General features: G+C 70.0%; 19 protein-coding genes. 12 read left to right on the plus strand and 7 right to left on the minus strand.

The features are described from left to right. The first annotated feature begins 105 nt into the window (after positions 1–105). Together MOTC310_RS07045 and MOTC310_RS07050 are read left to right on the plus strand one after the other, a co-directional pair. Entirely contained in the window at positions 106–351 is a 246-nt protein-coding gene (locus MOTC310_RS07045) for a hypothetical protein (RefSeq protein ID WP_331301266.1), read from the plus strand. Continuing rightward, the gene (locus MOTC310_RS07050) at positions 351–491 is read left to right on the plus strand and encodes a hypothetical protein (protein ID WP_331290765.1); all 141 of its coding nucleotides are present in this window, start codon (positions 351–353) and stop codon (positions 489–491) included. Before MOTC310_RS07045 ends, MOTC310_RS07050 begins: the two co-directional genes overlap by 1 nt. 60 nt (positions 492–551) lie before the next feature. Here MOTC310_RS07050 and MOTC310_RS07055 read toward each other — a convergent pair whose 3' ends face one another. Continuing rightward, a complete protein-coding gene (locus MOTC310_RS07055) occupies positions 552–782 on the minus strand; it encodes a hypothetical protein (protein WP_331290767.1) in 231 nt (76 codons plus the stop codon). 202 nt (positions 783–984) lie between these two features. Between MOTC310_RS07055 and MOTC310_RS07060 the strand changes: the two genes are divergently transcribed. The 8 genes from MOTC310_RS07060 (at position 985) to MOTC310_RS07095 (ending at position 8,593) form a co-directional block, all read left to right on the plus strand. Further along, the gene (locus MOTC310_RS07060; protein ID WP_331301267.1) at positions 985–1,275 is read left to right on the plus strand and encodes a hypothetical protein; all 291 of its coding nucleotides are present in this window, start codon (positions 985–987) and stop codon (positions 1,273–1,275) included. An 80-nt stretch (positions 1,276–1,355) separates the two neighbouring features. Next, entirely contained in the window at positions 1,356–1,643 is a 288-nt protein-coding gene (locus tag MOTC310_RS07065) for a hypothetical protein (RefSeq protein WP_331301268.1), read from the plus strand. A gap of 78 nt (positions 1,644–1,721) precedes the next feature. Then, on the plus strand, positions 1,722–2,618 hold the full coding sequence (locus MOTC310_RS07070) for a LysR substrate-binding domain-containing protein (RefSeq protein WP_331301269.1): 897 nt from the start codon (positions 1,722–1,724) through the stop codon (positions 2,616–2,618). 224 nt (positions 2,619–2,842) lie between these two features. Continuing rightward, positions 2,843–3,592, plus strand: coding sequence for an SDR family NAD(P)-dependent oxidoreductase (locus MOTC310_RS07075; protein WP_331301270.1), 750 nt, complete (start codon positions 2,843–2,845; stop codon positions 3,590–3,592). A gap of 11 nt (positions 3,593–3,603) precedes the next feature. Further along, a complete protein-coding gene (locus MOTC310_RS07080) occupies positions 3,604–4,467 on the plus strand; it encodes a transketolase (RefSeq protein ID WP_331301271.1) in 864 nt (287 codons plus the stop codon). Continuing rightward, on the plus strand, positions 4,464–5,486 hold the full coding sequence (locus MOTC310_RS07085; protein WP_331301272.1) for a transketolase family protein: 1,023 nt from the start codon (positions 4,464–4,466) through the stop codon (positions 5,484–5,486). Before MOTC310_RS07080 ends, MOTC310_RS07085 begins: the two co-directional genes overlap by 4 nt. Beyond that, on the plus strand, positions 5,477–6,364 hold the full coding sequence (locus tag MOTC310_RS07090; protein WP_331301273.1) for an NAD(P)-dependent oxidoreductase: 888 nt from the start codon (positions 5,477–5,479) through the stop codon (positions 6,362–6,364). The genes MOTC310_RS07085 and MOTC310_RS07090 overlap by 10 nt, the downstream gene beginning before the upstream one ends. Positions 6,365–6,700: 336 nt before the next feature. Beyond that, positions 6,701–8,593: a TRAP transporter large permease gene (locus MOTC310_RS07095; protein ID WP_331301274.1), complete on the plus strand. Its 1,893-nt coding sequence runs from the start codon at positions 6,701–6,703 to the stop codon at positions 8,591–8,593. A gap of 520 nt (positions 8,594–9,113) precedes the next feature. Here the strand turns inward: MOTC310_RS07095 and MOTC310_RS07100 are convergent. From MOTC310_RS07100 to MOTC310_RS07120, 5 genes are all read right to left on the minus strand, one after another. Further along, positions 9,114–10,751, minus strand: a complete 1,638-nt coding sequence (locus MOTC310_RS07100; RefSeq protein WP_331301275.1) for an acyl-CoA synthetase — start codon at positions 10,749–10,751, stop codon at positions 9,114–9,116. After that, positions 10,751–11,785 (minus strand): TRAP transporter substrate-binding protein, encoded by a 1,035-nt coding sequence (locus MOTC310_RS07105; RefSeq protein ID WP_331301276.1) that lies wholly within the window; start codon positions 11,783–11,785, stop codon positions 10,751–10,753. The genes MOTC310_RS07100 and MOTC310_RS07105 overlap by 1 nt, the downstream gene beginning before the upstream one ends. A gap of 263 nt (positions 11,786–12,048) precedes the next feature. Beyond that, positions 12,049–12,561: an ureidoglycolate lyase gene (locus MOTC310_RS07110; RefSeq protein WP_331301277.1), complete on the minus strand. Its 513-nt coding sequence runs from the start codon at positions 12,559–12,561 to the stop codon at positions 12,049–12,051. Then, the gene (locus MOTC310_RS07115; RefSeq protein ID WP_331301278.1) at positions 12,558–13,397 is read right to left on the minus strand and encodes a bifunctional allantoicase/(S)-ureidoglycine aminohydrolase; all 840 of its coding nucleotides are present in this window, start codon (positions 13,395–13,397) and stop codon (positions 12,558–12,560) included. The genes MOTC310_RS07110 and MOTC310_RS07115 overlap by 4 nt, the downstream gene beginning before the upstream one ends. 52 nt (positions 13,398–13,449) lie before the next feature. Continuing rightward, positions 13,450–14,760 (minus strand): dicarboxylate/amino acid:cation symporter, encoded by a 1,311-nt coding sequence (locus MOTC310_RS07120; RefSeq protein ID WP_331301279.1) that lies wholly within the window; start codon positions 14,758–14,760, stop codon positions 13,450–13,452. Positions 14,761–14,968: 208 nt separating this feature from the next. On the opposite strand from MOTC310_RS07120, the gene MOTC310_RS07125 reads away from it, so the two are divergent. Both MOTC310_RS07125 and MOTC310_RS07130 read left to right on the plus strand, forming a co-directional pair. After that, positions 14,969–15,850: a LysR family transcriptional regulator gene (locus tag MOTC310_RS07125; protein WP_331301476.1), complete on the plus strand. Its 882-nt coding sequence runs from the start codon at positions 14,969–14,971 to the stop codon at positions 15,848–15,850. A 193-nt stretch (positions 15,851–16,043) separates the two neighbouring features. Further along, on the plus strand, positions 16,044–17,855 hold the full coding sequence (locus MOTC310_RS07130) for an acyl-CoA thioesterase (protein WP_331301280.1): 1,812 nt from the start codon (positions 16,044–16,046) through the stop codon (positions 17,853–17,855). Between the two features lie 7 nt (positions 17,856–17,862). Here the strand turns inward: MOTC310_RS07130 and MOTC310_RS07135 are convergent, their stop codons facing one another. After that, a complete protein-coding gene (locus MOTC310_RS07135; RefSeq protein ID WP_331301281.1) occupies positions 17,863–20,073 on the minus strand; it encodes a putative bifunctional diguanylate cyclase/phosphodiesterase in 2,211 nt (736 codons plus the stop codon). Positions 20,074–20,320: the final 247 nt, after the last annotated feature.

Raw genomic sequence — 20,320 nt, forward strand, 5'->3', positions numbered from 1 at the left:
AGCATGATCCAGAGGCAGTTACGACCGCGGGGTTGCCAAGCTTAACCGTATCGGTCAGCCTGTCGGTAGTTGCTGCGTACCGATCCGAGCAGAGCCGGAGTGCCGATGCGGGTGAACCACGAGCGCCGTCTTCTCAACAAGGCAGCCGAAGCCGGAGATTGCCGGATCTCGGTCCGGCAGAGAGCGGACGCCTCCTGGCCCGGCGACCACAGCCGGCTGACGGCGCTCGAGAGCACCGGTCGCCTCCAGCGGATCCATCTCCACGATGGTCCGGAGGGCTCCGTGGCGGTCTGGCAGATCACCGCGGCCGGTCTCTCCCAGCTCCAGGCCTTGACGTCGGGAGCCGCGTGATGGCGTCGGTCAAGATCCGCGCGACGGACGACGGGACCTTCGCGGTCTACCGCGACGGCGCGGCTGTCGCCTCGGGGTTGACCCGCGAGCAGGCCGAGCGCTGCGCGACGGTACTGGGGTGGATCGCGCAGGGACGTTGACCGCGGCGGCCGTCATCCCCTCTCCCTGACGAGACTTTGCGACCGGCAACGGCGCTACCCTCATTCGGCAGCCTTCGCGACGGTCGCTCCGCCATAGACTTCGCGCCGAGCGCTGTTCAGGACGCGCTGACGGCCTTGTGGCTCCTGTATCGCGTGCCAGAGGCGGAACAGCTCGGAGGTCATGCCCGCGTCGCAAGCCGCGCCGTCCGGCGCGTAGAAGGCTTCGACCGGACAGCCCAAGACGGCTGCGATCTCGCGCAGGCGCGCTCCAGCTCGAACGTCGACGGCCATCGGAGACAGTGATCCCACACGCCACTCGCGCCGGGGCTATCATCGCTCCACCCAGAGCAGCAAGGGTTCGTCCTGTACCAGACCTGATCCGATCGTATCAGTTTGAACGCATGGGCGTATGCGGTCGGCGCGCCGAGCGGTCAGCGCGAGGTATCGAAGCGCCACGAGGCGTGATCGGTGTTGACAGTCTCCGAACCGGTCAATGGCGGCGCGTTCTTCAACCTTCGGGCGGCAGTCCGAACAGATCCGATCCGCAAGATCAGTCACGCTCGGCGATACCTGTGGCATCGTCACGGACATCGACCCGGATATTGCCCGCGGCGCCGATGCCGATCCTGGCGCCGTGTCGCTCATCGAGCCGTGGCGCGCGGGAGACATGCGCGGCCGGCACAAACCTTCGGGCCGACCTGCTCACGCAACCGTCGAGTTGCTGATCGCGAAGCACTCGGCGCGCCGTCCAGCGGAGATTCATCGGACGGAAGCTTCCCGTTAACGAAGCGTAAACCTTTGTGACGCGATCCTGAGACGGTGAAGGGGCGCTGGACCCGGACACACAGATCGGGCGAGGCTCCGATGATCGTCTTGATAGCCGCAGCCCTTGTCAGCGGCCTCGCGACAGCCGCGATGCTGGCGCCGGTGAGCGCCCTCGCCGCGCTGATCATCGCTCCCCTGGCCGCCAGCGCGTCGGCCATCCTGGCCTGCATCTTCATCGCTTGGCGCAACACCCGCGGTGATCTCGGGCCGCCCGACCTCGAGACACAGGCCGACGCCATGGTGGCCGTCCTGTGCGACGTCGCCCAGCAGGGCAAGATCGCCCCGGTCGCCGCGCCGGTCCGGATCCGCGGCCAACGGTCGGCCTGAACTCGCCACGGCCGCGACGCCTGCCCGATCGTTGCGTCGCCGTTGCCAGGACCGCCGATCGCGGCCCATTCTCCCGGGATGAGGCCGCCCGTCTCCCTCTCCGCCGTCCGGATTTTCGAGGCTGCCGCGCGGCGACGCTCGTTCAAGGCCGCGGCGGGCGAACTCAACCTCTCCCCGAGCGCGGTCAGCCATGCGCTGCGCAAGCTGGAAGAGACGCTGGGCGTCGCGCTGTTCGAGCGGGTGGGCCAGGGCATCGCGCCGACACCCGCCGGAGAGGCGCTGTGCGACCATGTCGGGCGCGCCTTCGCGGAGCTGAACCGCGGTTTCGACCTAGTCGCGAATCGTGGGCCGCAGCTGCTCAGGCTGCACTGCGCGCCGAGCTTCGCCGCCCAGTGGCTCGCACCGCGGCTCGCTCGGTTCCTCAGCGTCCATCCGGGCTTCGAGGTGCGCCTCGCCGCCGGCATGGACTACGCCCGGTTCCTCACCGACGAGTTCGACGCCGACATCGTCTACGGACCGCCCCGCGGTGAGGGACTGGTGCGGATGCCGCTTGGCCCGGAGACGGTGACGCCGCTCTGCGACCCCGCGCGGGCGGCCCGGATCCGCGAGCCGTCCGAGCTGCTGGCGCAGCCCCTGATCCAGAGCGACAACAAGCAGGTGCGCTGGACGCACTGGTTCGCGCAGAATCAGCTCGCCGCGCAGCCGAGCGCGGGCATCCGCTTCGACCGGAGCTTCCTGGCCCTGGCGGCGGCCGCGGACGGTCTCGGCGTCGCGCTCGAATCCACGCGCCTCGCCGAGCGCGAGATGGCCGCCGGGCGCCTCGTCGCGCCGCTGGCCGGACGGTCGCGCGACATCAGCTACGTCGGCCACCACTTCGTCTGCCCGGCCGACGCGCGCCGGCGGACGCCGCTGCGGGTCTTCGCGCGGTGGCTGGCAGAGGAGCTTGGCGTGCCTCTGAACCCCGACCTCGCCTGACCCGGCGAAAGATGAGTGTGATTCAACTGCGGGTGCAGATTCCGCGTTTGTCGCGGGCGCGTGGCGCCGTCAATCTCCTGTCCGCGAGGCAAGCGGGAGGAGACGGCGCCGGACCGCTCGATCCGTGGGCTCGATCCCCGGAGGCGCGACTCCCGGCCCGGCGCCCCTGCCGTCGCGACGTCAGGTCCGGCCCACGCTGTCGCGGGTCGCCGGGAGGGCTCTCCATGCTGCTGAACGACCGGGTGTGCGTGATCACCGGGGCGGCCTCCGCCCGCGGCATCGGCAAGGCCACGGCACGCCTCTTCGCGGCCCACGGCGCCCGCGTCGCCGTCCTCGACCTCGACGCCGGACAGGCCGAGGCCGCCGCCCGCGACGTGGGCCCGGGCCATCTCGGCCTCGCCTGCAACGTCACCGACCGGGCGGCCTGCGCGGCGGCGGCGGAGGAGATCGTCGGCCGCCTCGGACGCATCGACGTGCTGGTCAACAATGCCGGAATCACCCAGCCCCTCAAGATCATGGAGATCGGGCCGGAGAACTACGACGCGGTCACCGACGTCAACCTGCGCGGCACGCTCTACATGAGCCAGGCGGTGATCCCGGCGATGCGCGGCCAGGGCTCCGGCACGATCGTGTGCATGTCGTCGGTCTCGGCGCAGCGGGGCGGCGGCATCTTCGGCGGCCCCCATTACAGCGCGGCCAAGGGCGGCGTCCTCGGCCTCGCCAAGGCCATGGCGCGCGAACTCGGCCCGGACGGCGTGCGGGTCAATTCCGTGACCCCCGGCCTGATCCAGACCGACATCACGGGTGGCCGACTCACGCCCGAGCTGAAGGTCGAGATCGCCAAGGGCATCCCGCTCGGGCGGCTCGGCGTCGCGGACGACGTCGCCAAGGCCTGCCTGTTCCTCGCCTCCGACCTGTCCACGTACATCACCGGCGCGGTGATCGACGTGAACGGCGGCATGCTGATCCACTGAAGGCGGCCGCCATGGCGATCGACGTCCCGACCGAGCGGCCGCGCGCCGGCTCCAACGTGCCGCTCGGCGAGCGCGCCTACCGCATTCGCCGCCACGCCCTGCGCATGGGCGAGGTCCAGGGCCAGGGCTACATCGCCCAGGCGCTCGGCATCGCCGACGTGCTGGCGGTGAGCTACTTCCACGCGCTGAGCTACCGGCCCGAGGATCCGGAATGGGAGGGCCGCGACCGCTTCCTGCTGTCGATCGGCCACTACGCCATCGCCCTCTACGCGGCGCTGATCGAGGCCGGGATCCTCCCCGAGGACGAGCTGACGAGCTACGGCGGCGACGACAGCCGCCTGCCGATGTCCGGCATGGCCGCCTACACGCCGGGCATGGAGATCACCGGCGGGTCGCTCGGCCACGGACTCGGGATCGCGGTCGGCATGGCGCTGGGGCTGAAGCGGAAGCGCTCCCGGAGCTTCGTCTACAACCTGTTCTCCGACGGCGAGCTGGACGAGGGCTCGACCTGGGAGGCCGCGATGTCGGCCGGGTCGTTCAAGCTCGACAACCTGATCGGCCTCGTCGACGTGAACGGCATGCAGGCGGACGGCGCCTCGCAGGGGGTACTCAACTTCGAGCCGCTCGCGCCGAAATTCGAGGCCTTCAACTGGTTCGTGCAGCGGGTCGACGGCAACGACATCGACGCGCTGGTCCGGGCCTTCGACGCCGCGCGTCATCACCCCAGCACTCAGCCCCGGGTCATCATCTGCGACACCCGCATGGCGAAGGGCGTGCCGTTCCTGGAGGCGCGCGAGCGCAACCACTTCCTGCGGGTCGAGCCCGACGAGTGGCAGCGGGCCCTGGCGATCCTGGACGAGGGGAGCGTGCGGTGAGACGCTCCAAATACGAGAAGCCCGCCCCCCGCACCGGCGGCGGCGCCAAGACCTCGGCGATGATCGCCTCGCTCGCCGCCCCCGGGCAGCGCACCAAGGCCGCGCCCTTCGGCCACGCCCTGGTCGAGCTCGCCGAGACCCGGCCCGACATCGTCGGCCTCTCGGCGGACCTGTCGAAGTACACGGACCTGCACATCTTCGCGCAGGCCCATCCCGAGCGCTTCTACCAGATGGGTATGGCCGAGCAGCTGCTGATGAGCGCCGCCGCGGGCCTCGCCCGTGAGGGGTTCACGCCCGTCGCGACAACCTACGCGGTGTTCGCGGCACGGCGCGCCTACGACTTCATCTGCCTCGCGATCGCGGAGGAGAATCTCAACGTCAAGATCGCCTGCGCCCTGCCCGGCCTGACCACCGGCTACGGCCCGAGCCACCAGGCGACGGAGGATCTCGCGATCTTCCGCGGGATGCCGAACCTCACGATCGTCGACCCGTGCGACGCCCACGAGACCGAGCAGGTCGTCCCCGCGATGGCGGCCCACAAAGGACCGGTCTACCTGCGGCTCCTGCGCGGGAACGTCCCGCTGGTGCTGGACGAGTACGGCTACACGTTCGAGCTCGGCAAGGCCAAGATGATCCGCGACGGCCGCGACGTCCTGGTGATCGCCTCGGGCCTGATGACCATGCGCGCCCTGGAGGTCGCCGACGCCCTGCGCGACGACCGGGTCGAGGTCGCGGTGCTGCACGTGCCGACGATCAAGCCCCTCGACGCGGCGACGATCCTGCACGAGGCGGGGCGCGGCGGCCGGCTCGTGGTCGTGGCCGAGAACCACAGCGTGATCGGCGGGCTCGGCGAGGCGGTGGCCGGTCTCCTGATGCGCGCGGGTGTCATGCCCGGGCGCGGCTTCCGCCAGATCGGCCTGCCGGACGAGTTCCTCGACGCCGGCGCCCTGCCGACGCTCCACGACCGCTACGGCATCTCGGCCGCCGCGATGGCGCGGAGCATCCGGTCATGGCTCTGAGCCACATCGCCCTCGTGGGCCTCGGCGCCATGGGCCTGCCGATGGCGACCAACCTGGTCGCGGCGGGCTTCGCGGTCCGCGGCTACGATCTGCGGCCGGAGAGTCGCGCGGCCCTCGCGGAAGCCGGCGGATCCGCGGCGGAGACGCCGGCCGGCGCCGCCGCGGGCGCCGACGCCCTCCTCCTCATGGTGGTGAACGCCGCGCAGGCCGAGGACGTGCTGTTCGCCCAGGGCGCCCTCGACGCGCTCGCGCCGGACGGGATCGTGGTCCTGACGGCGACCTGCCCGCCGCGATCGGTGGAGCACCTCGCCGAGCGCGTCGCGGCGGCCGGACGCCGCTTCGTCGACGCGCCGGTCTCGGGCGGCGTCGTCGGCGCGCAGGCCGGCTCCCTCACGATCATGGCGGCGGCGCCCGCGGCGACGCTCGCCGCGCTGAGGCCGGCCCTGGACGCCCTGGGCGACCGGATCTTCCATGTCGGCGAGCGGCCCGGACAGGGCGCCACCGTCAAGGCCGTGAACCAACTCCTGTGCGGCGTGCACATCGCCGCCGCCGCCGAGGCGCTGGCGCTCGCCGGGCGGGTCGGCGTCGACCTCGGCGTGGTGCTGGAAATTCTCTCGGGCTCCTCGGCCGCCAGCTGGATGCTGCGCGACCGCGGTCCGCGGATGCTGGAGGACGCGCCGCAAGTCACGAGCGCCGTCGACATCTTCGTCAAGGACCTCGGCATCGTGCTGGAGGCCGGCCGCGGCGCCGGGGCGGCGCTGCCGCTCGCCGCGCTGGCCCATCAGCTCTTCGTCTCGACCTCCGGGCGCGGCGACGGCGCCGCCGACGACAGCCAGGTGATCCGCGCCTACCGGCGGCTCAACGGCGACGGCGCCTGACGCGCCGCGCCACGGCGTCGCCGAGCTCAGCGTCGCCCTCCGGGAGAGCCTGACCGCGAAGGCCATCACGGTCGCCGACGTCGACCGGGCGCGATTCCGCGCGGCCTCCGGGCGGACGAGCTTCTACAAGGACTGGAAAACGAAGTTCGTCGACGTGGCGTGGTCGCATCTCGCGGACGTGTCGGGCAAACTAACCTGACGCGCTTTCCGCCGGACCGGGTAACGGTAGCGGAGAACGAAGGCGCGCCGAGACGCACCACAAGAAACACGCGAAGACGCACGTGGGGCCGGTCCCGCCGCCAGCGGCATCGGGACCGGCCTCGACGGGAGGGCGCCATGCAGATCGATATTGCAGCCGTCGAGACGACGGCGGGGATTGAGGTGTCGGGTCCGCCGCTGCGCGCCCGGAGCTGGCTGCGCCGGCTGGATACCGGGCTCGGCTACCTCGTGGAGATCCCCGCGGCTCTGCTCGTCCTGGCCGAGATCGCGGTGCTGCTCGGCGGCGTCGTCAGCCGCTACGTCTTCCGCGAACCCCTCGTCTGGTCGGACGAGCTGGCCTCGATCCTGTTCCTGTGGCTCGCCATGCTGGGCGCCGTGGTCGCCTTCCGCCGCGCCGAGCACATGCGCATGACCGCCTTCGTGGCCATGAGCGGCCCGCGCCTGCGCGCCTTCCTGGAAACGGTCGCCCTGGTGGCCGGCCTGATCTTCGTCGCCCTGCTGCTGGAACCCGCCTTCGAGTTCGCCAGCGAGGAGACCTTCGTCCAGACACCGGCGCTGGAACTGAACAACGCGTGGCGTGCCGCCGCGCTTCCGATCGGTCTCGGCCTCATGCTCGTGGTCGCGGTGATCCGCCTGCTCGAATCCGCCGACTGGCGGCTGACCGGGGGCGCGCTCGTGCTGGGTGCCGGACTCGCCGCCGGTCTCGTGGCGCTCCAGCCCTGGCTCGCCAATCTCGGCAATCTCAACCTGCTGCTGTTCTTCGTCCTCGGCGTCGGCGCGCTGGTCTTCTCCGGCGTGCCGATCGCCTTCGCGTTCGGCCTGTCGACCTTCGCCTACATCGCGCTGACCACCGACGCGCCGTCCATGGTGGTGGTCGGCCGCATGGACGAGGGCATGAGCCACCTGATCCTGCTCGCGGTGCCGCTCTTCGTGTTCCTCGGCCTCCTGATCGAGATGACCGGCATGGCCCGCGCCATGGTGGGCTTCCTGGCCTCGCTGCTCGGCCACGTGCGCGGCGGCCTGCACTACGTGCTGGTCGGGGCAATGTACCTCGTCTCGGGCATCTCCGGCTCGAAAGCCGCCGACATGGCGGCCGTGGCGCCCGTGCTGTTCCCCGAGATGAGGGCTCGCGGCGCCAAGGAGGGCGACTTGGTGGCCCTGCTCGCCACCACCGGCGCGCAGACCGAGACGATTCCGCCCTCGATCGTGCTGATCACCATCGGCTCGGTCACCGGCGTGTCGATCACCGCCCTGTTCACCGGCGGCCTGCTGCCGGGCCTCGTCCTCGCCGCGACGCTGTGCGCGCTGGTCTGGTGGCGCTACCGCCGCGAGGACCTGAGCCACGTCGCCCGCCCCTCGGGTCGCGTCATCGGCCGCGCCTTCCTGGTGGCGATCCCGGCGCTCGCCCTGCCCTTCGTGATCCGCTTCGCGGTGGTCGAGGGTATCGCGACCGCGACCGAGGTCTCGACCATCGGCATCGTCTACGCGGCGCTGGCGGGCCTGCTCATCTACCGACAGTTCGACTGGCGGCGGCTCTACCCGATGCTGGTCACCACCGCGACCCTGTCCGGCGCGATCCTGCTGATCATCGGCGCGGCCACCGGGATGGCCTGGGCGCTGACGCAGTCGGGTTTCTCGCAGACGCTCGCCGAGGTGATGAAGAGCCTCCCGGGCGGCGCGCTCGGCTTCCTGTTCGTCTCGGCCGTCGCCTTCATCATCCTGGGCTCGGTTCTGGAGGGCATCCCGGCGATCGTGCTCTTCGGGCCGCTCCTCTTCCCGATCGCCCGGGCGGTGGGCGTCCACGAGGTCCACTACGCCATGGTGGTGATCCTCGCGATGGGCATCGGCCTCTTCGCCCCGCCCTTCGGCGTCGGCTACTACGCGGCCTGCGCCATCAGTCGGATCCATCCCGATGCCGGGATGCGCCCGATCCTCGGCTACATCGTGGCGCTACTGATCGGCCTCCTGGTCATCATCCTTGTCCCCTGGTTCTCGATCGGCTTCCTCTGACGACCGCCACCGTGGGGTGCGCGCCGAGCGCGATCAGATCATGCCGGCGCCGCCGGTCCGCACGATCCGCTCGCGCTGCTCGGCGTAGCGTTCGGCCGCGGCGCGTCGCACCGCGCCCTCGAGACGGCTGACGAAGTTCGCGAGGGCTGTCATCGGCTGTGGATCCCGGTCCGGACCGGGCGGGGGCCCGGTTTGCTGCGATGCAATATGCGCCGCCTGCCGGGACATGTCAGGGGCTCCGCACCTCCGAGCTGTCATGCAGCGAAATCATGCTGCGCGCGCAGCGACGTGCGCCGGTCCGTCCGCCTCGACCGAACGGCCCCCGCCGGCTGGGTGCAGTGCGTTGACGACGCATGTCCGGAGCCCCATGACGAGCCGGTTCGGGCTTCGACTATCCCGCCTGCGCGAGGGGATCGGCGCCATCCGGCGGCGCGAGGCTGACGGGCGAAGAGCGGTCCTGATCTCCGTGGCTCGCGAGGACGCAGAGCGCCGCATCAATCGAGAGTGAACGGCGGTAGCCTTACCGGCGCCGTGCGCCCGCCGTCCCGTCGAGGGGCAGATCGCCCCGCTCTGCGAGTTCCTCGCGAATCGCGCGCTTCGTCACCTTGCCGTAGCCCGATTTCGGCAGCGCCTCCCAGAAGAAGACGCGCCGGGGTAGCTTGTAGCGCGCGACGGCGGCCGACAGCCACGCGATCAACTCCCCCTCCTCCACCGACGCCCCGGGACGCGCGACGCAGACCGCGACGCCGACCTCACCCCAGGCGGGATCCGGCACGCCGAGGATCGCGGCTTCGGTGATCGCCGGATGCGTCAGGAGCTTCTCCTCGATCTCGCGCGGATACACGTTCGAGCCGCCGGAGATGTACATGTCCGAGGCGCGGCCGGTGATGAACAGGAAGCCTTCCGCGTCGAGATGGCCGAGATCGCCAGTCCGGAACCAGCCGTCGCGGAACGCCGCCGCATTCGCCTCCGGGTTGTCGTAGTAGCCCGCGAAGACGGCCGGACCGCACACGCAGATCTCGCCGGTCGCGCCGGGCGGGCATTCGCGGCCCTCCGTGTCCTGGATCTGCACCTGCATGCCGGTGCGCTCGAACCCGCAGGTGCCGACCTTCACATCGGACCCGTCCTCCACCGCGTGGAGGCGCGGCGGCAGCACGGTGATGTTGCCGGTCACCTCGCCGAGGCCGAAATACTGCACCAGCACCGGGCCGAGCACCCGAAGCGCGTGCTGCTGGTCCGCCCGGTACATCGGGGCGCCCGCGTAGATCACGTGCCGGAGGCTCGAATGGTCGTGCGCCGCCACGGCGGGGTGCTCGGTCAAGAGCTTCACGATGGTCGGCACGGTGAAGAGGTTCGTGATGCGCCACGCCTCGACGAGGGCCCAGACCTCCTCGGGATCCAACCGCTCGCCGGCGGTGAGCACCGTCTTGGCGCCGGCCGCGACCTGCGCGAGCTGGTGGATGCCGGCCCCGTGCGAGAGCGGCGCCACGACCAGGGAGGCGTCGGCCTCCGTCGTGCCCGGCATCAGGTCGCAGAGATGGTTGGTGATGACGAAGGCCATCTGGCCGTGGGTGAGGACCGCCGCCTTGGGGCGGCCCGTCGTGCCCGAGGTGAAGAAGAACCAGCAGGGATCGTCGTGCGCGACATCGGCGACGGGAGCGGCCGCGCCCAGATGGTCGGCGACGAGCGTGTCGTAATCGTCCCCGAAGGCCGCGCCTCCGATCTCGACGACGCGGTTCAGGTCCGGGCAGGCCGCGCGCACGGCGGCGGCGTGGTCCGGGAAACCCGCGCCGCAGATCAGCGTCGAGGCGCCGCTGGCGCGCGCGAGATAGGCGATCTCCGCGGGCGTCTGCCGGAAATTGGCCGGCACCCAGACGGCCCCGAGCCGGAAGCAGACGAACATCGACTCGAACAGCTGGTTGCTGTTGCGCGCCTGGACCAGCACGCGGTCACCCTTGATCACGCCGCGGGCGGCGAGCGCCGCCGCCATCGCGTCGACCCGGGCGTCGAGCTCGGCCCAGCTCCAGCGCCGCGCGCCCCAGGCGAGCCCCACCGCGTCCGGAAACCGGCGGGCGGCACGCAGCAGGAAGTGGGCGAGATTCATCACCCGCCGGGAGCACGGCGCGACCCCGCCGCGCGGCGCTCCCGCGGCGCTCATCAGGTGAGCTTCCCGCAGGCCTTCTCGAGCAGCGACCAGCCCTCGTCGCCGTACCGGCCCTTCCACTCGGCGTAGAAACCGGCCTTGCGCAGCTTTTCGCGGAAGGGTTCCGGGTCGGGCTTGTTGAAGACCATGCCGTTCTTCGAGAGCTCCGCCTGCAGGTTGGCGTTGAGCTGGGCGACGTCGGCCCGCTCCTTCATCCCGGCAGCGTTGATGTGGCGGGCCACCGTCTCGCGCAGATCCGGCGGGAGGCGCTCCCAGGCGCGGCGGTTCGCCAGGAACCAGTACCCGTCCCACATGTGATTGGTGAGCGAGCAGTACTTCTGCACCTCGTAGAACTTCGTCGTGGAGATGACCGCGAGCGGGTTCTCCTGGCCCTCGACGATCTTGGTCTGCAGGGCCGAGTAGGTCTCGTTCAGGTTGATCGAGGCCGGAGCCGCATCGAAGGCCTTGAACATCGAGGTCCAGAGCGGCGAGACCGGGACGCGGATCCGGAAGCCCTTGAAGTCGTCGGGCACGGCGATCGGCCGGGTCGACGAGGTGGTCTGGCGGTAGCCGTTGTCCCAGATCTTCTCCATGGCGACGAGGCCGGCCTTGGCGATCTGCTGGCGGACCCAGGCGCCGAGCTCGCCGTCCATGGCCGGCCAGACGGCGTCGTAGCTCGGGAAGGCGTAGCCGATGCCGTTGATCGACGCGTTGGGCACCAGGGTCGAGAGGATCAGCGGCGACATCGTGAAGAACTCGACGCTGCCCGAGCGCAGCTGGCTCAGCGTGTCGGTGTCGGAGCCGAGCTGGCTCGTCGGGAAGATCTTGAGGTCGAAGCGGCCGCCGGTCTCCGTGCGCAGCGCCTCCGCCATCTCGCGCGCCCGGATGTTCATCGGGTGCGTGTCGGGCAGGTTGTTGGCGTATTTGTAGGTGAACTCCGCCTTCTGCGCCCGCGCCACGTGCGGTGCCGCCACGGTGCCGGCGATGAGGGCCGTCGAGCCGGTCGCCAGGAAGCGCCGGCGGGACAGGGGCGTGCGGTACAGCGACATGGCGGCCTTTCCGGTGCGGGCCTGCGGCCCGGCGTTTCCTCGGGTCCGCGTTGGTGCGGACTCCCTGGTTGCGGCCTCGATAGCCTCTGACCGGTGCCAGTCAACGGACTTTCGCGCCCGCGCCCCCGGGATTGATTGCATCCGGGCGCCCCTGACACGCCGTGCGCCGCCGGAACCGGTCCGGGCGTCGCGGGACGGCCCGGGATTTGGGCGCGTCAATAATTGGCCGCCGCGTGCGCGGACGGCGCGATCCGCGTTCGACCTCAGTCCCGGCCGGGCAGACGCACCGTCCAGGGCTCCGCGAAGATGTGCTCCTCGAGGTTCACGCCCGGACCGCCGCGGTCGATCACCACGAAGTCCTGCGGCTGGCCGTAGGGCGTCAGCACACCGTGCCACGTGTTGCGCGCGTAGCAGATGCCCTGGCGCGGCGCCGTGACGAAGGCCTGCGGCGGCCCGGGCCGGCCCTCGGCGTCCGGGCACACCACCACCAGGAACGGCGCCGCGCTCAGCGGCAGGAACGCCTGCGCGCCCAGCGGGTGCCGCTCGACGAGGCCGAGCCGCAGCGGAACCGGGTAGGGCTGCGCCTCCACGAGCCCGATCACCACCCGCGCCCCCTCGCCCACGACCTCGACCGCCGCCAGATCGTGGAAGCGGCGCGCCATCCCGGCATTCATCGGCCGCGGCGCCACCGCGGCCGCGTCGATGACCGTGCCGAACGGCGCGAACGCCTCGGCCGTCAGCGGCCGGGCGACGATGTCGCGAATCGCGGCGCTCACCGGCCGAGCCCGCGCGGCGCCAGCGCCGCGTGGCGGTTGACGTCCTTGTACAGGAGGTAGCGGAACGGGCCCGGCCCGCCCGCGTAGCAGGCCTGCGGGCAGAAGGCGCGCAGCCACATGAAGTCGCCCGCCTCGACCTCGACCCAATCCCGGTTGAGCCGGTAGACCGCCTTGCCCTCCAGCACGAACAGCCCGTGCTCCATGACGTGGGTCTCCTCGAACGGGATCGAGGCGCCCGGGCGCAGGCTGACGATGTTGACGTGCATGTCGTGGCGCAGGTCGTCGGAGGCGACGAAGCGCGTGGTCGCCCAGGCGCCGTCGGTGCCGACCATGCCGGCGGGCTCGACCGCCGATTCGTGGGTGACGAAGGCGGTCGGCGCCTCCAGGCCGGCCGCGGGCTGGTAGGCCTTGCGGATCCAGTGGAAGCGTAAGGGCGCGTCGCCGTCGTTGTGCAGGGCCCAGGCCGCGCCGGGAGCGAGGTAGGCGTAGCTGCCCGGCCGCAGGGCGTGGCGGGCGCCGTCCAGCGTGAGGCTGGCCGTGCCGGCGACCACGAACAGGACGCCCTGGGCCTGCGGCTCCGGCTCGGGGGCCTGGCTGCCGCCGCCGGGGGCGACCTCCATGAGGTACTGGGCGAAGGTCTCGGCGAAGCCCGAGAGCGGACGGGCCAGGATCCAGGCCTGGGTCCTGTCCCAGCCCGGCAGCTGGCTCGTCACGATGTCACTCATCACGCCGTGGGGAATGACCGCGTAGGCCTCGGTGAACACGGCGCGGCCGGTCATCAGCCGCGTCTGGCCGGGCAGGCCGCCGCACGGGGGGTTGTAGGCTCCAGCGCTCATGGTCGGTCTCCGGGATTCGACTTCAAGCTGTAAACGTCGGGCAGGGAACCCGTCACGCGGTGTGCGGCTCCGCGACCGGCGCCTCGAGGATCTCCGCGGTGTCGGCGGTGTCCTCGCCGTTCAGGACGCGGGCGGCCTGCGCCCGGTCGATGTCGCCTTCCCAGGCGGCGATGACCACGGTCGCCACGCAATTGCCGATCAGGTTTCCGAGCGCGCGGGCGATGCCGACGAACCAGTCGACCGACAGGACGAGGACCAGCCCGATCACCGGGATCTCGGGCACCGCCGAGAGCGTCGCGGCGAGGACGACGATCGCAGAGCCGGGCACGCCGTGGGCGCCCTTGGAGGTCAGGAGCGCGATGCCGAGCATCAGCATCAGGTGGCCGAAGGACAGGTCGGTGTTGGTGGCCTGCGCGATGAACACGGTCGCGAGGGTCAGGTAGAGCGAGAAGGCGTCGAGGTTGAAGGAGTAGCCGGTCGGGATCACGAGGCCGACGGTCGATTCCCTGATGCCGAGCCGCTCCATCTTGCGCATGACCTGCGGCAGGACGCAGTCGGAGGAGGCGGTCCCGGCCACGACGGTCAGTTCCTCGCGCAGATAGGCGAGAAGCTTGAAGATGCTGAAGCCGGCGAGCCGCATGATGCCGCCGAGCACCACGACCACGAAGAGCGCGACACCCGCGTAGAACAGCACCACCAGCATGCTGAGCTGCTTGAGCGAGCCGACGCCGTACTTGCCCACCGTGAAGGCGACCGCGCCCAGCACGCCGAGCGGCGCCAGCCGCACGATGAAGCCGATGATCCGGAACAGGACCTCGGTGATCCGCTCCAGGCTGTCGGCGAGGGGCTTGCCGCGCTCGCCGAGGAGCGAGAGGCCGGACCCGAACAGGATCGCGAGGAGCAGGACCTGAAGGATGTCGCCCTTGGCGAAGGCGTCGACGAAGGTCGTCGGCACCAGCTTCATCAGGAAGTCGACGGTGCCCGTCACCTGCCCGACCCGGTCGGTGTAGCTGGAGAGCGACTTGGCATCCAGCGTCGCCAGATCGACGTTCATGCCGTGACCGGGCGCGAAGACGTAGGCTAGGACGAGTCCCAGGGTCAGCGCGACGGTCGTCACCACCTCGAAGTAGATCAGGGATTTGAGGCCGACGCGCCCGACCTTCCGGAGGTCGCCCGCGCCGACGATGCCGTGCACGACGACGCCGAAGACCAGCGGCGCGACCACCATCTTGATGAGCTTGATGAAGACGTCGCCCAGCGGCTTCAGGGTGACGGCGAAGTCGGGCCAGAGCCGGCCGACGAGGATCCCGAGAACGAGGGCGGCCACGACCTGCCCGAAGAGCGACCCGAACACGCGCTTCATCGCAACCTCTCCGGAACGCCCCGCCCGCACACGGCCGCGACCGCCCGCCTACACTGCGGCGGGTCGGACCGAGACCAATCGCGGTGCGCGGCCGCCTCGTGCAGCGCAAGGCCAGTCCGGCCATCCGGGCGGCAAATTCCTTCCCCGCTATCTAGACGTCAAATATCTTTTTCGTTTGAATTGAAACATGCAGCATTATAATCTCGTCATGGAACTGCGCCACCTCCGCTACTTCGCCGCCGTCGCGAAGCACCTCAGCTTCACCGCCGCGGCCGAGAGTCTCGGCGTGGCGCAACCGCCGCTCAGCCAGCAGATCCGCGATCTGGAGGAGGAGATCGGGACGGCTCTGTTCGAGCGGACGACCCGTCGCGTCGCGCTGACGCGGGCCGGTCAGGACTTTCACATTCAGGTCATCGGGATCCTGGAGCGGGCAGCCGAGGCCGCCGAGCGTGCCCGAGCGATCGGCGCCGGCACCGCCGGCATCATCAATGTCGGGCTGACAGGCTCGATGCTCGCGGGGCCGCTCGGTCCCGCGATCCGGGATTTCGCGCAGGTCTATCCGAGGGTGGATCTTCGGATCCACGAGAGGTCGCCGGATCGCCAGATCGCGATGCTGAAGGCGGGTCAGACCGACGTGAGTTTCCTACGGTCGCCGCCGCAGGATGCCGATCTGGTCCGGGTCCGCGCCTGGAGCGAGACCGTCCAGGTTGTCCTGCCGCGCGGACACCGCCTCGCGCGGCGGAGGCTCCGTTTGCTCGACCTGCGCGACGAGCGGTTCGTGTTCCTCCGGATGTCCGACTCGCTGTTCGCGAAGTACCTCTGGGACTGCTGCGTCGAGGCCGGGTTTATCCCGACCATCACCCATCAGGCCGTCGAGGCGGCCTCGCTGACGAGCCTCGTCGCAGCCGGGCTGGGGATTGCCCTCATCCCGGAACACGTCGCCCGGCTGGCGCATCCCGACGTGGTCTACCGGCCGCTAGCAGGGCCCCGTATCCGCGCCGATGTCTTCGCCCTGTGGACCGCGACGAAGGCTCCGCTGATCCGCAACTTCGTCGATCTTGTTCGGGACAGCCAGAAGACGGTCGATTAGCCGGATCGTTCGGGCCCTGGTGCTCGGCGCCGGCCGGCGAAACGGCGCGCTTCAGTGTGTCGGCCGCGGGCCAGAAGCCCGATGCTTTTCCCGCCATGCATATCTTATATCCGCCACCTTTTTCGACGGCCATATTCCCGAAACGAATCTGATACGCTATTACAGTGTCAGGTCCGGAGCGCTTGCAGACACAATGCCTTCCCAGTTCATCCGCTCCGCGGCCTGGGCGCCCACGATTGCTTTGTCGTGGTTCTGGGGGTTGGGGTTCTTCTACGCGATCCATGTGACCCTCACATATGGATGGCTCGGGTTTCTTGCCTTCGCCTTGCCGAATGCGACGGGTCTCGGCCTGTTCGGCTGGGTGCTCGGCGCGCCGCGTCGGAACCTCGACGCGATCGTGGCCGCCGTGCAGGGCCCCTACGCCCTCCTCTTCATGGGAGCTCAGTTCTTCGCGGTCGCCATCACGATCTTCGGCTTCGCGGCCTATGCGTGGCTTCCGCTGTTCGGCCACGACGCCGCCGTGGGCGTGATCGCCCTGGCCCTCATCGCCTGCTCGATTGGGCACGCGGTCCCGCTGCGCGGCATCCGGATCATCCATAGTGCGGCGCTGCTGGTGGGGCTCGCGGCGAGCGTGATCCTGATCGCCGAGCTGCCCGCGCATCGGGACGGCTGGGAAGTGCCGCTCCAGGCCTTCGACGAGCGCTTCTACGGGTTGGTCGTTCCCTCGCTGGTCGGCTTCCTGCTCGGTCCCTGGATGGATATCCAGCAATGGCAGCGGGCCGTCGAGATCCGGCGGTCGGGCGGATCCGTGCGCGCGGCCTATGGCGCCGGCGCCCTCCTGTTCCTCGGCCTCCTGACGATCAACGCGCTGCTCGCCGCGCGGGCGGGCCTCGGCACGCCGGTCGTCGCGTCGGATGGGCTGTCGGGTGCCTACGCGGCTGTGGCGCAGGCGGTCGCGCGCGAACCCGCGACCACCGCGGTCACGGCGGCCTTCGTCATCTGGACGGCAATCGCCGCGGCGACCACGATCGACAGCTTCTACAGCGCCACGCGCTGGCTCGGAACATCGATCACGGCGCGCAGCAACTCGCCGCTCCTCGCCTTCGTGCCGGCCGGACTCGTCGCGTCCCCGGTCTGGATCCTCGCGGGAGCGCTCGCCACCGCGGCGGCGGCGATCTGGGCGAACCTCTCGCTGCTCTACCTGATGATGCCCTTCGCCACGCTCCTCGTCGGGGCGGCGGCCTGCCTCGTATGCGAAACGCTCGGCGCGAAGCGCCGCTACGATTCGGTCCTCACGTCGATGATCGGCGCGACGGCGTGCCTGATCTTCGTCACGGGTCATCTGGCCCCGAGTTGGGCGCTGCTCGCGATCGCGCCGCTCATCGGCCTGATCGGCGCCCTCCCGATGATCGCGCAGATCCTCGGATGGCGCGCGCCGCCGCCGGTCGAGGAATTGATTCCGGCGGCGGAGCGGGCGCCGCGGGCGGCGCCGGTGCCCGTCGCGGTGGACCAGACGGACGCGGTCGCGTCACACGGGTTCGACGGGCACTGGTTTGTCCTGCGCCTGATCCCGACCTACGACGACACCAACTCGGTCGGGAACGTCTATTTCGCCAATTACGTGCGCTGGGTCGGCAAGGCGCGCGAGCTGTTCTTCAACATCTGCATGCCGAATTTCGACCTGAAATCCACGGATTTCTACGTCCTGACGAAGTCCTTCCATCACGACTTCCGCCGGGAGGCGATGGAATTCGAGCCGGTCACTGTCCGGATCTCCATCGCGAGCCACAACCGGAAATTCGTGACCCTGGCGCACGAGATCCACAGCGAGGTCAACGGCCTGCTCGGGCGTGGGGAGCAGTCGCTGATGTTCGTGGACACCGTCCATTACCGGCCCCTCGACATTCCGCGCACCATCGTCGAGGGCTTCCTGCCCTATTGGCCGAAATCGTCGCCGCACGCGGTCGCGTCCGACCCGTCCGGCATCGCCCCGCTCGGCGTCTGACCGCGTCTCACGCCGCCCGGACCGCCCTCGGGGGCAATTGCCGGCTGCGCGCCAGCGCCGCCGCCTGCTCGGCCGGCAGCGGCTTGCTGAACAGGTAGCCCTGGAATTCGTGGCAGCCCTGCTCGAGCAGGCAGACGCGCTGCGCGTCCGTCTCGACGCCCTCGGCCGTGATCGTCATGTCGAGGCTCGTCGCCATGTCGATGATCGCGTTCACGATCGCCGCCGCGCTGCGCTCCTGCGGCAGGTCCCGGACGAAACTCTGGTCGATCTTGATCTTGTCGAAGGCGATCCGGCGCAGGTAGCTCAGGCTCGAGTAGCCGGTCCCGAAATCGTCGAGGGACAGCCGCACGCCCATCTCGCGCAGCTTGGAGAGCGTGGCGTTGATCGCCGGCGTGGCCTCGAGGAACACCGATTCGGTGACTTCGAGCTCCAGGCGCGCGGCGGCCAGCCCGCTCGTGCGCAGGGCCGAGCGGACGAGTTGGGTCAGGTCCGAGTGCCGGAACTGCCGCGGGGACAGGTTGACGGCGATGCGGACATCTCCCGGCCATCCGGCCGCGATCCGGCAGGCCTCCCGGAGGATCCACTCGCCCAGGGGTATGATCACCCCGGTCTCCTCGGCGAGGGGAATGAACTCGCCGGGCGAGACGAAGCCGCGCACGGGGTGCTTCCACCGGAGCAGCGCCTCGAAGCCGCGCACGCGGCATTCCTGGGCCGCCACGATCGGCTGGAAGTAGAGGATGAACTCGTCCCGATCGAGCGCGCCCCTCAGGTCGGCCGTCAGGGCCCGCCGCGCCTCGATCCGCTCGTCCATCTCGGCTTCGTAGAAGCGGTAGCCGTTCCGGCCCTCGCTCTTCATGCGGTAGAGCGCGAGATCGGCCCGCCGCATGATCTCCTGGCACCCGTCCTGCGGCGCGATCGCGATCCCGATGCTGACGCTGACAGTCAGCCGGATGCCCTCGATGGTGAACGGCGACGCGAGCGCCTCGACGATGCCGTGCGCGAGCGCCTCGATGGCGTGCAGGTCGCGGGCGCTTCGTCCGGTTGCGAGGACCGCGAACTCGTCGCCGGCCAGACGGGCGAGCTGAACATCGGAAGCCTCGAAGCTTCGGAGCCGTTCGGCGACCGATTTCAGGAGCTTGTCGCCGGCCGCGTGGCCGAACGTGTCGTTGACGCTCTTGAACTCGTCGAGGTCGAGGGCCAGCACGGCGAACCGTTCGCCCTGGGCGAGCCGCTCCCGCGCCGCCTCCTGGAGCTGATGGAACAGGACCCGGTTCGGCAGGTCGGTCAGGGAGTCGTGCAGAGCGAGATAGGACAGCCGCTCCTCGGAGCGCCGCTTCTCGGTCACGTCCGAGCCGACGCCGCGATAGCCCGAGAAGGCGCCCGTCCGGTTGAAGGTCGGCTTTCCGCTGAGGCACCACGTCCGCCGCTCGCCGGAGATGTCGAGTTGCAGGTGGAGATTGCGGAAGGCGCGCCGCTCGGCGATGCAGCTCCAGAGGGCGGTGCTCGAGTGGCTCCTGGGCGGCGCCAGCGGCGGCAGCAGCAGCCGCTCGAGCGGCAGACCCATCAGCTGACGCTCGGAGGAGCCGGCGACCTCGATCAGCCGCGGCGAGACGTGCTGGAGGCGCAGGTCGGCATCGGTCTCCCAGAGCCAGTCGCTCGCACTCTCCTCGAATTCGTTGAGCAGGAGGTGGGTGAATTCCTGCTGCCGTTCCAGCTCGATCTGCGCGATCACCCGCATCGTCAGCAGCCGGCTGAGATGCAGGATCGTGAAGCAGATGAAGATCGCGTAGAAGAACAGCAGGACGGCGACGTAGATGTAGAAGGGCTCCCCCGTCGTCGCCAGGGCGATGAACGAGCCGAGGATGATCAGGCCGGAATAGCCGATGGCGACCCGGGGCAGCACAGCCGCGCTCATGCCGGTCGCGATCAGGCCCGCGATGCTGGACGCGATCAGCAGCCGCCCGTGCGCGTCGGCGCCCGCGAACAGCATGACCGGGATGGAGGCCAGGAGAAACCCGTAGGCCTGCGCGGCGAGGACGGTGCCCTGGACGAACGAGGACGGCACCGCGAGGGGTTTCGGGCGGGAGCGCCAGCGCCAGCACTGCTGGAGCGAGAGGACGGCCAGCGGCAGGACGAACGCCTCCAGGGCGGCGAGATAGGCGCGGTTGTCCGGTTTCCAGAACAGGTAGACGATGACCTGTACGACGCTGAGACTCACAAGAATCGTGAAGGGGACCAGACGAAGCGCAACGTCAAGCTGCTCGACACGGGCGCGTGCCCGAAGGTTCGCGTCGAGTGGATCAGCCTTGCGGTCGGTATCGATCAGGAAAGAAATCAACATCTCGCGCGACGCAACCGCCTACTGCAAAACCTTTACGATCGAGAACTGCGGCTCTCGCTGTTTAGATGCATACACGGACGCTCGCTTGCACAAGTACAAGTCGGTTGTCGGTTTACAATTCGTA

Source organism: Methylobacterium oryzae, from assembly GCF_036441375.1.
Taxonomy (GTDB): Bacteria; Pseudomonadota; Alphaproteobacteria; order Rhizobiales; family Beijerinckiaceae; genus Methylobacterium; species Methylobacterium oryzae_A.

Bases quoted from the DNA above. Each gene is read 5' to 3' on its own strand.
- MOTC310_RS07130 (WP_331301280.1), top strand. From the start codon at position 16,044: ATGCCTTCCCAGTTCATCCGCTCCGCGGCCTGGGCGCCCACGATTGCT.
- MOTC310_RS07105 (WP_331301276.1), bottom strand. From the start codon at position 11,785: ATGTCGCTGTACCGCACGCCCCTGTCCCGCCGGCGCTTCCTGGCGACC.
- MOTC310_RS07055 (WP_331290767.1), bottom strand. From the start codon at position 782: ATGGCCGTCGACGTTCGAGCTGGAGCGCGCCTGCGCGAGATCGCAGCC.
- MOTC310_RS07070 (WP_331301269.1), top strand. From the start codon at position 1,722: ATGAGGCCGCCCGTCTCCCTCTCCGCCGTCCGGATTTTCGAGGCTGCC.
- MOTC310_RS07065 (WP_331301268.1), top strand. From the start codon at position 1,356: ATGATCGTCTTGATAGCCGCAGCCCTTGTCAGCGGCCTCGCGACAGCC.
- MOTC310_RS07100 (WP_331301275.1), bottom strand. From the start codon at position 10,751: ATGAGCGCCGCGGGAGCGCCGCGCGGCGGGGTCGCGCCGTGCTCCCGG.
- MOTC310_RS07060 (WP_331301267.1), top strand. From the start codon at position 985: ATGGCGGCGCGTTCTTCAACCTTCGGGCGGCAGTCCGAACAGATCCGA.
- MOTC310_RS07075 (WP_331301270.1), top strand. From the start codon at position 2,843: ATGCTGCTGAACGACCGGGTGTGCGTGATCACCGGGGCGGCCTCCGCC.
- MOTC310_RS07125 (WP_331301476.1), top strand. From the start codon at position 14,969: ATGGAACTGCGCCACCTCCGCTACTTCGCCGCCGTCGCGAAGCACCTC.
- MOTC310_RS07095 (WP_331301274.1), top strand. From the start codon at position 6,701: ATGCAGATCGATATTGCAGCCGTCGAGACGACGGCGGGGATTGAGGTG.
- MOTC310_RS07090 (WP_331301273.1), top strand. From the start codon at position 5,477: ATGGCTCTGAGCCACATCGCCCTCGTGGGCCTCGGCGCCATGGGCCTG.
- MOTC310_RS07045 (WP_331301266.1), top strand. From the start codon at position 106: ATGCGGGTGAACCACGAGCGCCGTCTTCTCAACAAGGCAGCCGAAGCC.
- MOTC310_RS07050 (WP_331290765.1), top strand. From the start codon at position 351: ATGGCGTCGGTCAAGATCCGCGCGACGGACGACGGGACCTTCGCGGTC.
- MOTC310_RS07115 (WP_331301278.1), bottom strand. From the start codon at position 13,397: ATGAGCGCTGGAGCCTACAACCCCCCGTGCGGCGGCCTGCCCGGCCAG.
- MOTC310_RS07080 (WP_331301271.1), top strand. From the start codon at position 3,604: ATGGCGATCGACGTCCCGACCGAGCGGCCGCGCGCCGGCTCCAACGTG.
- MOTC310_RS07120 (WP_331301279.1), bottom strand. From the start codon at position 14,760: ATGAAGCGCGTGTTCGGGTCGCTCTTCGGGCAGGTCGTGGCCGCCCTC.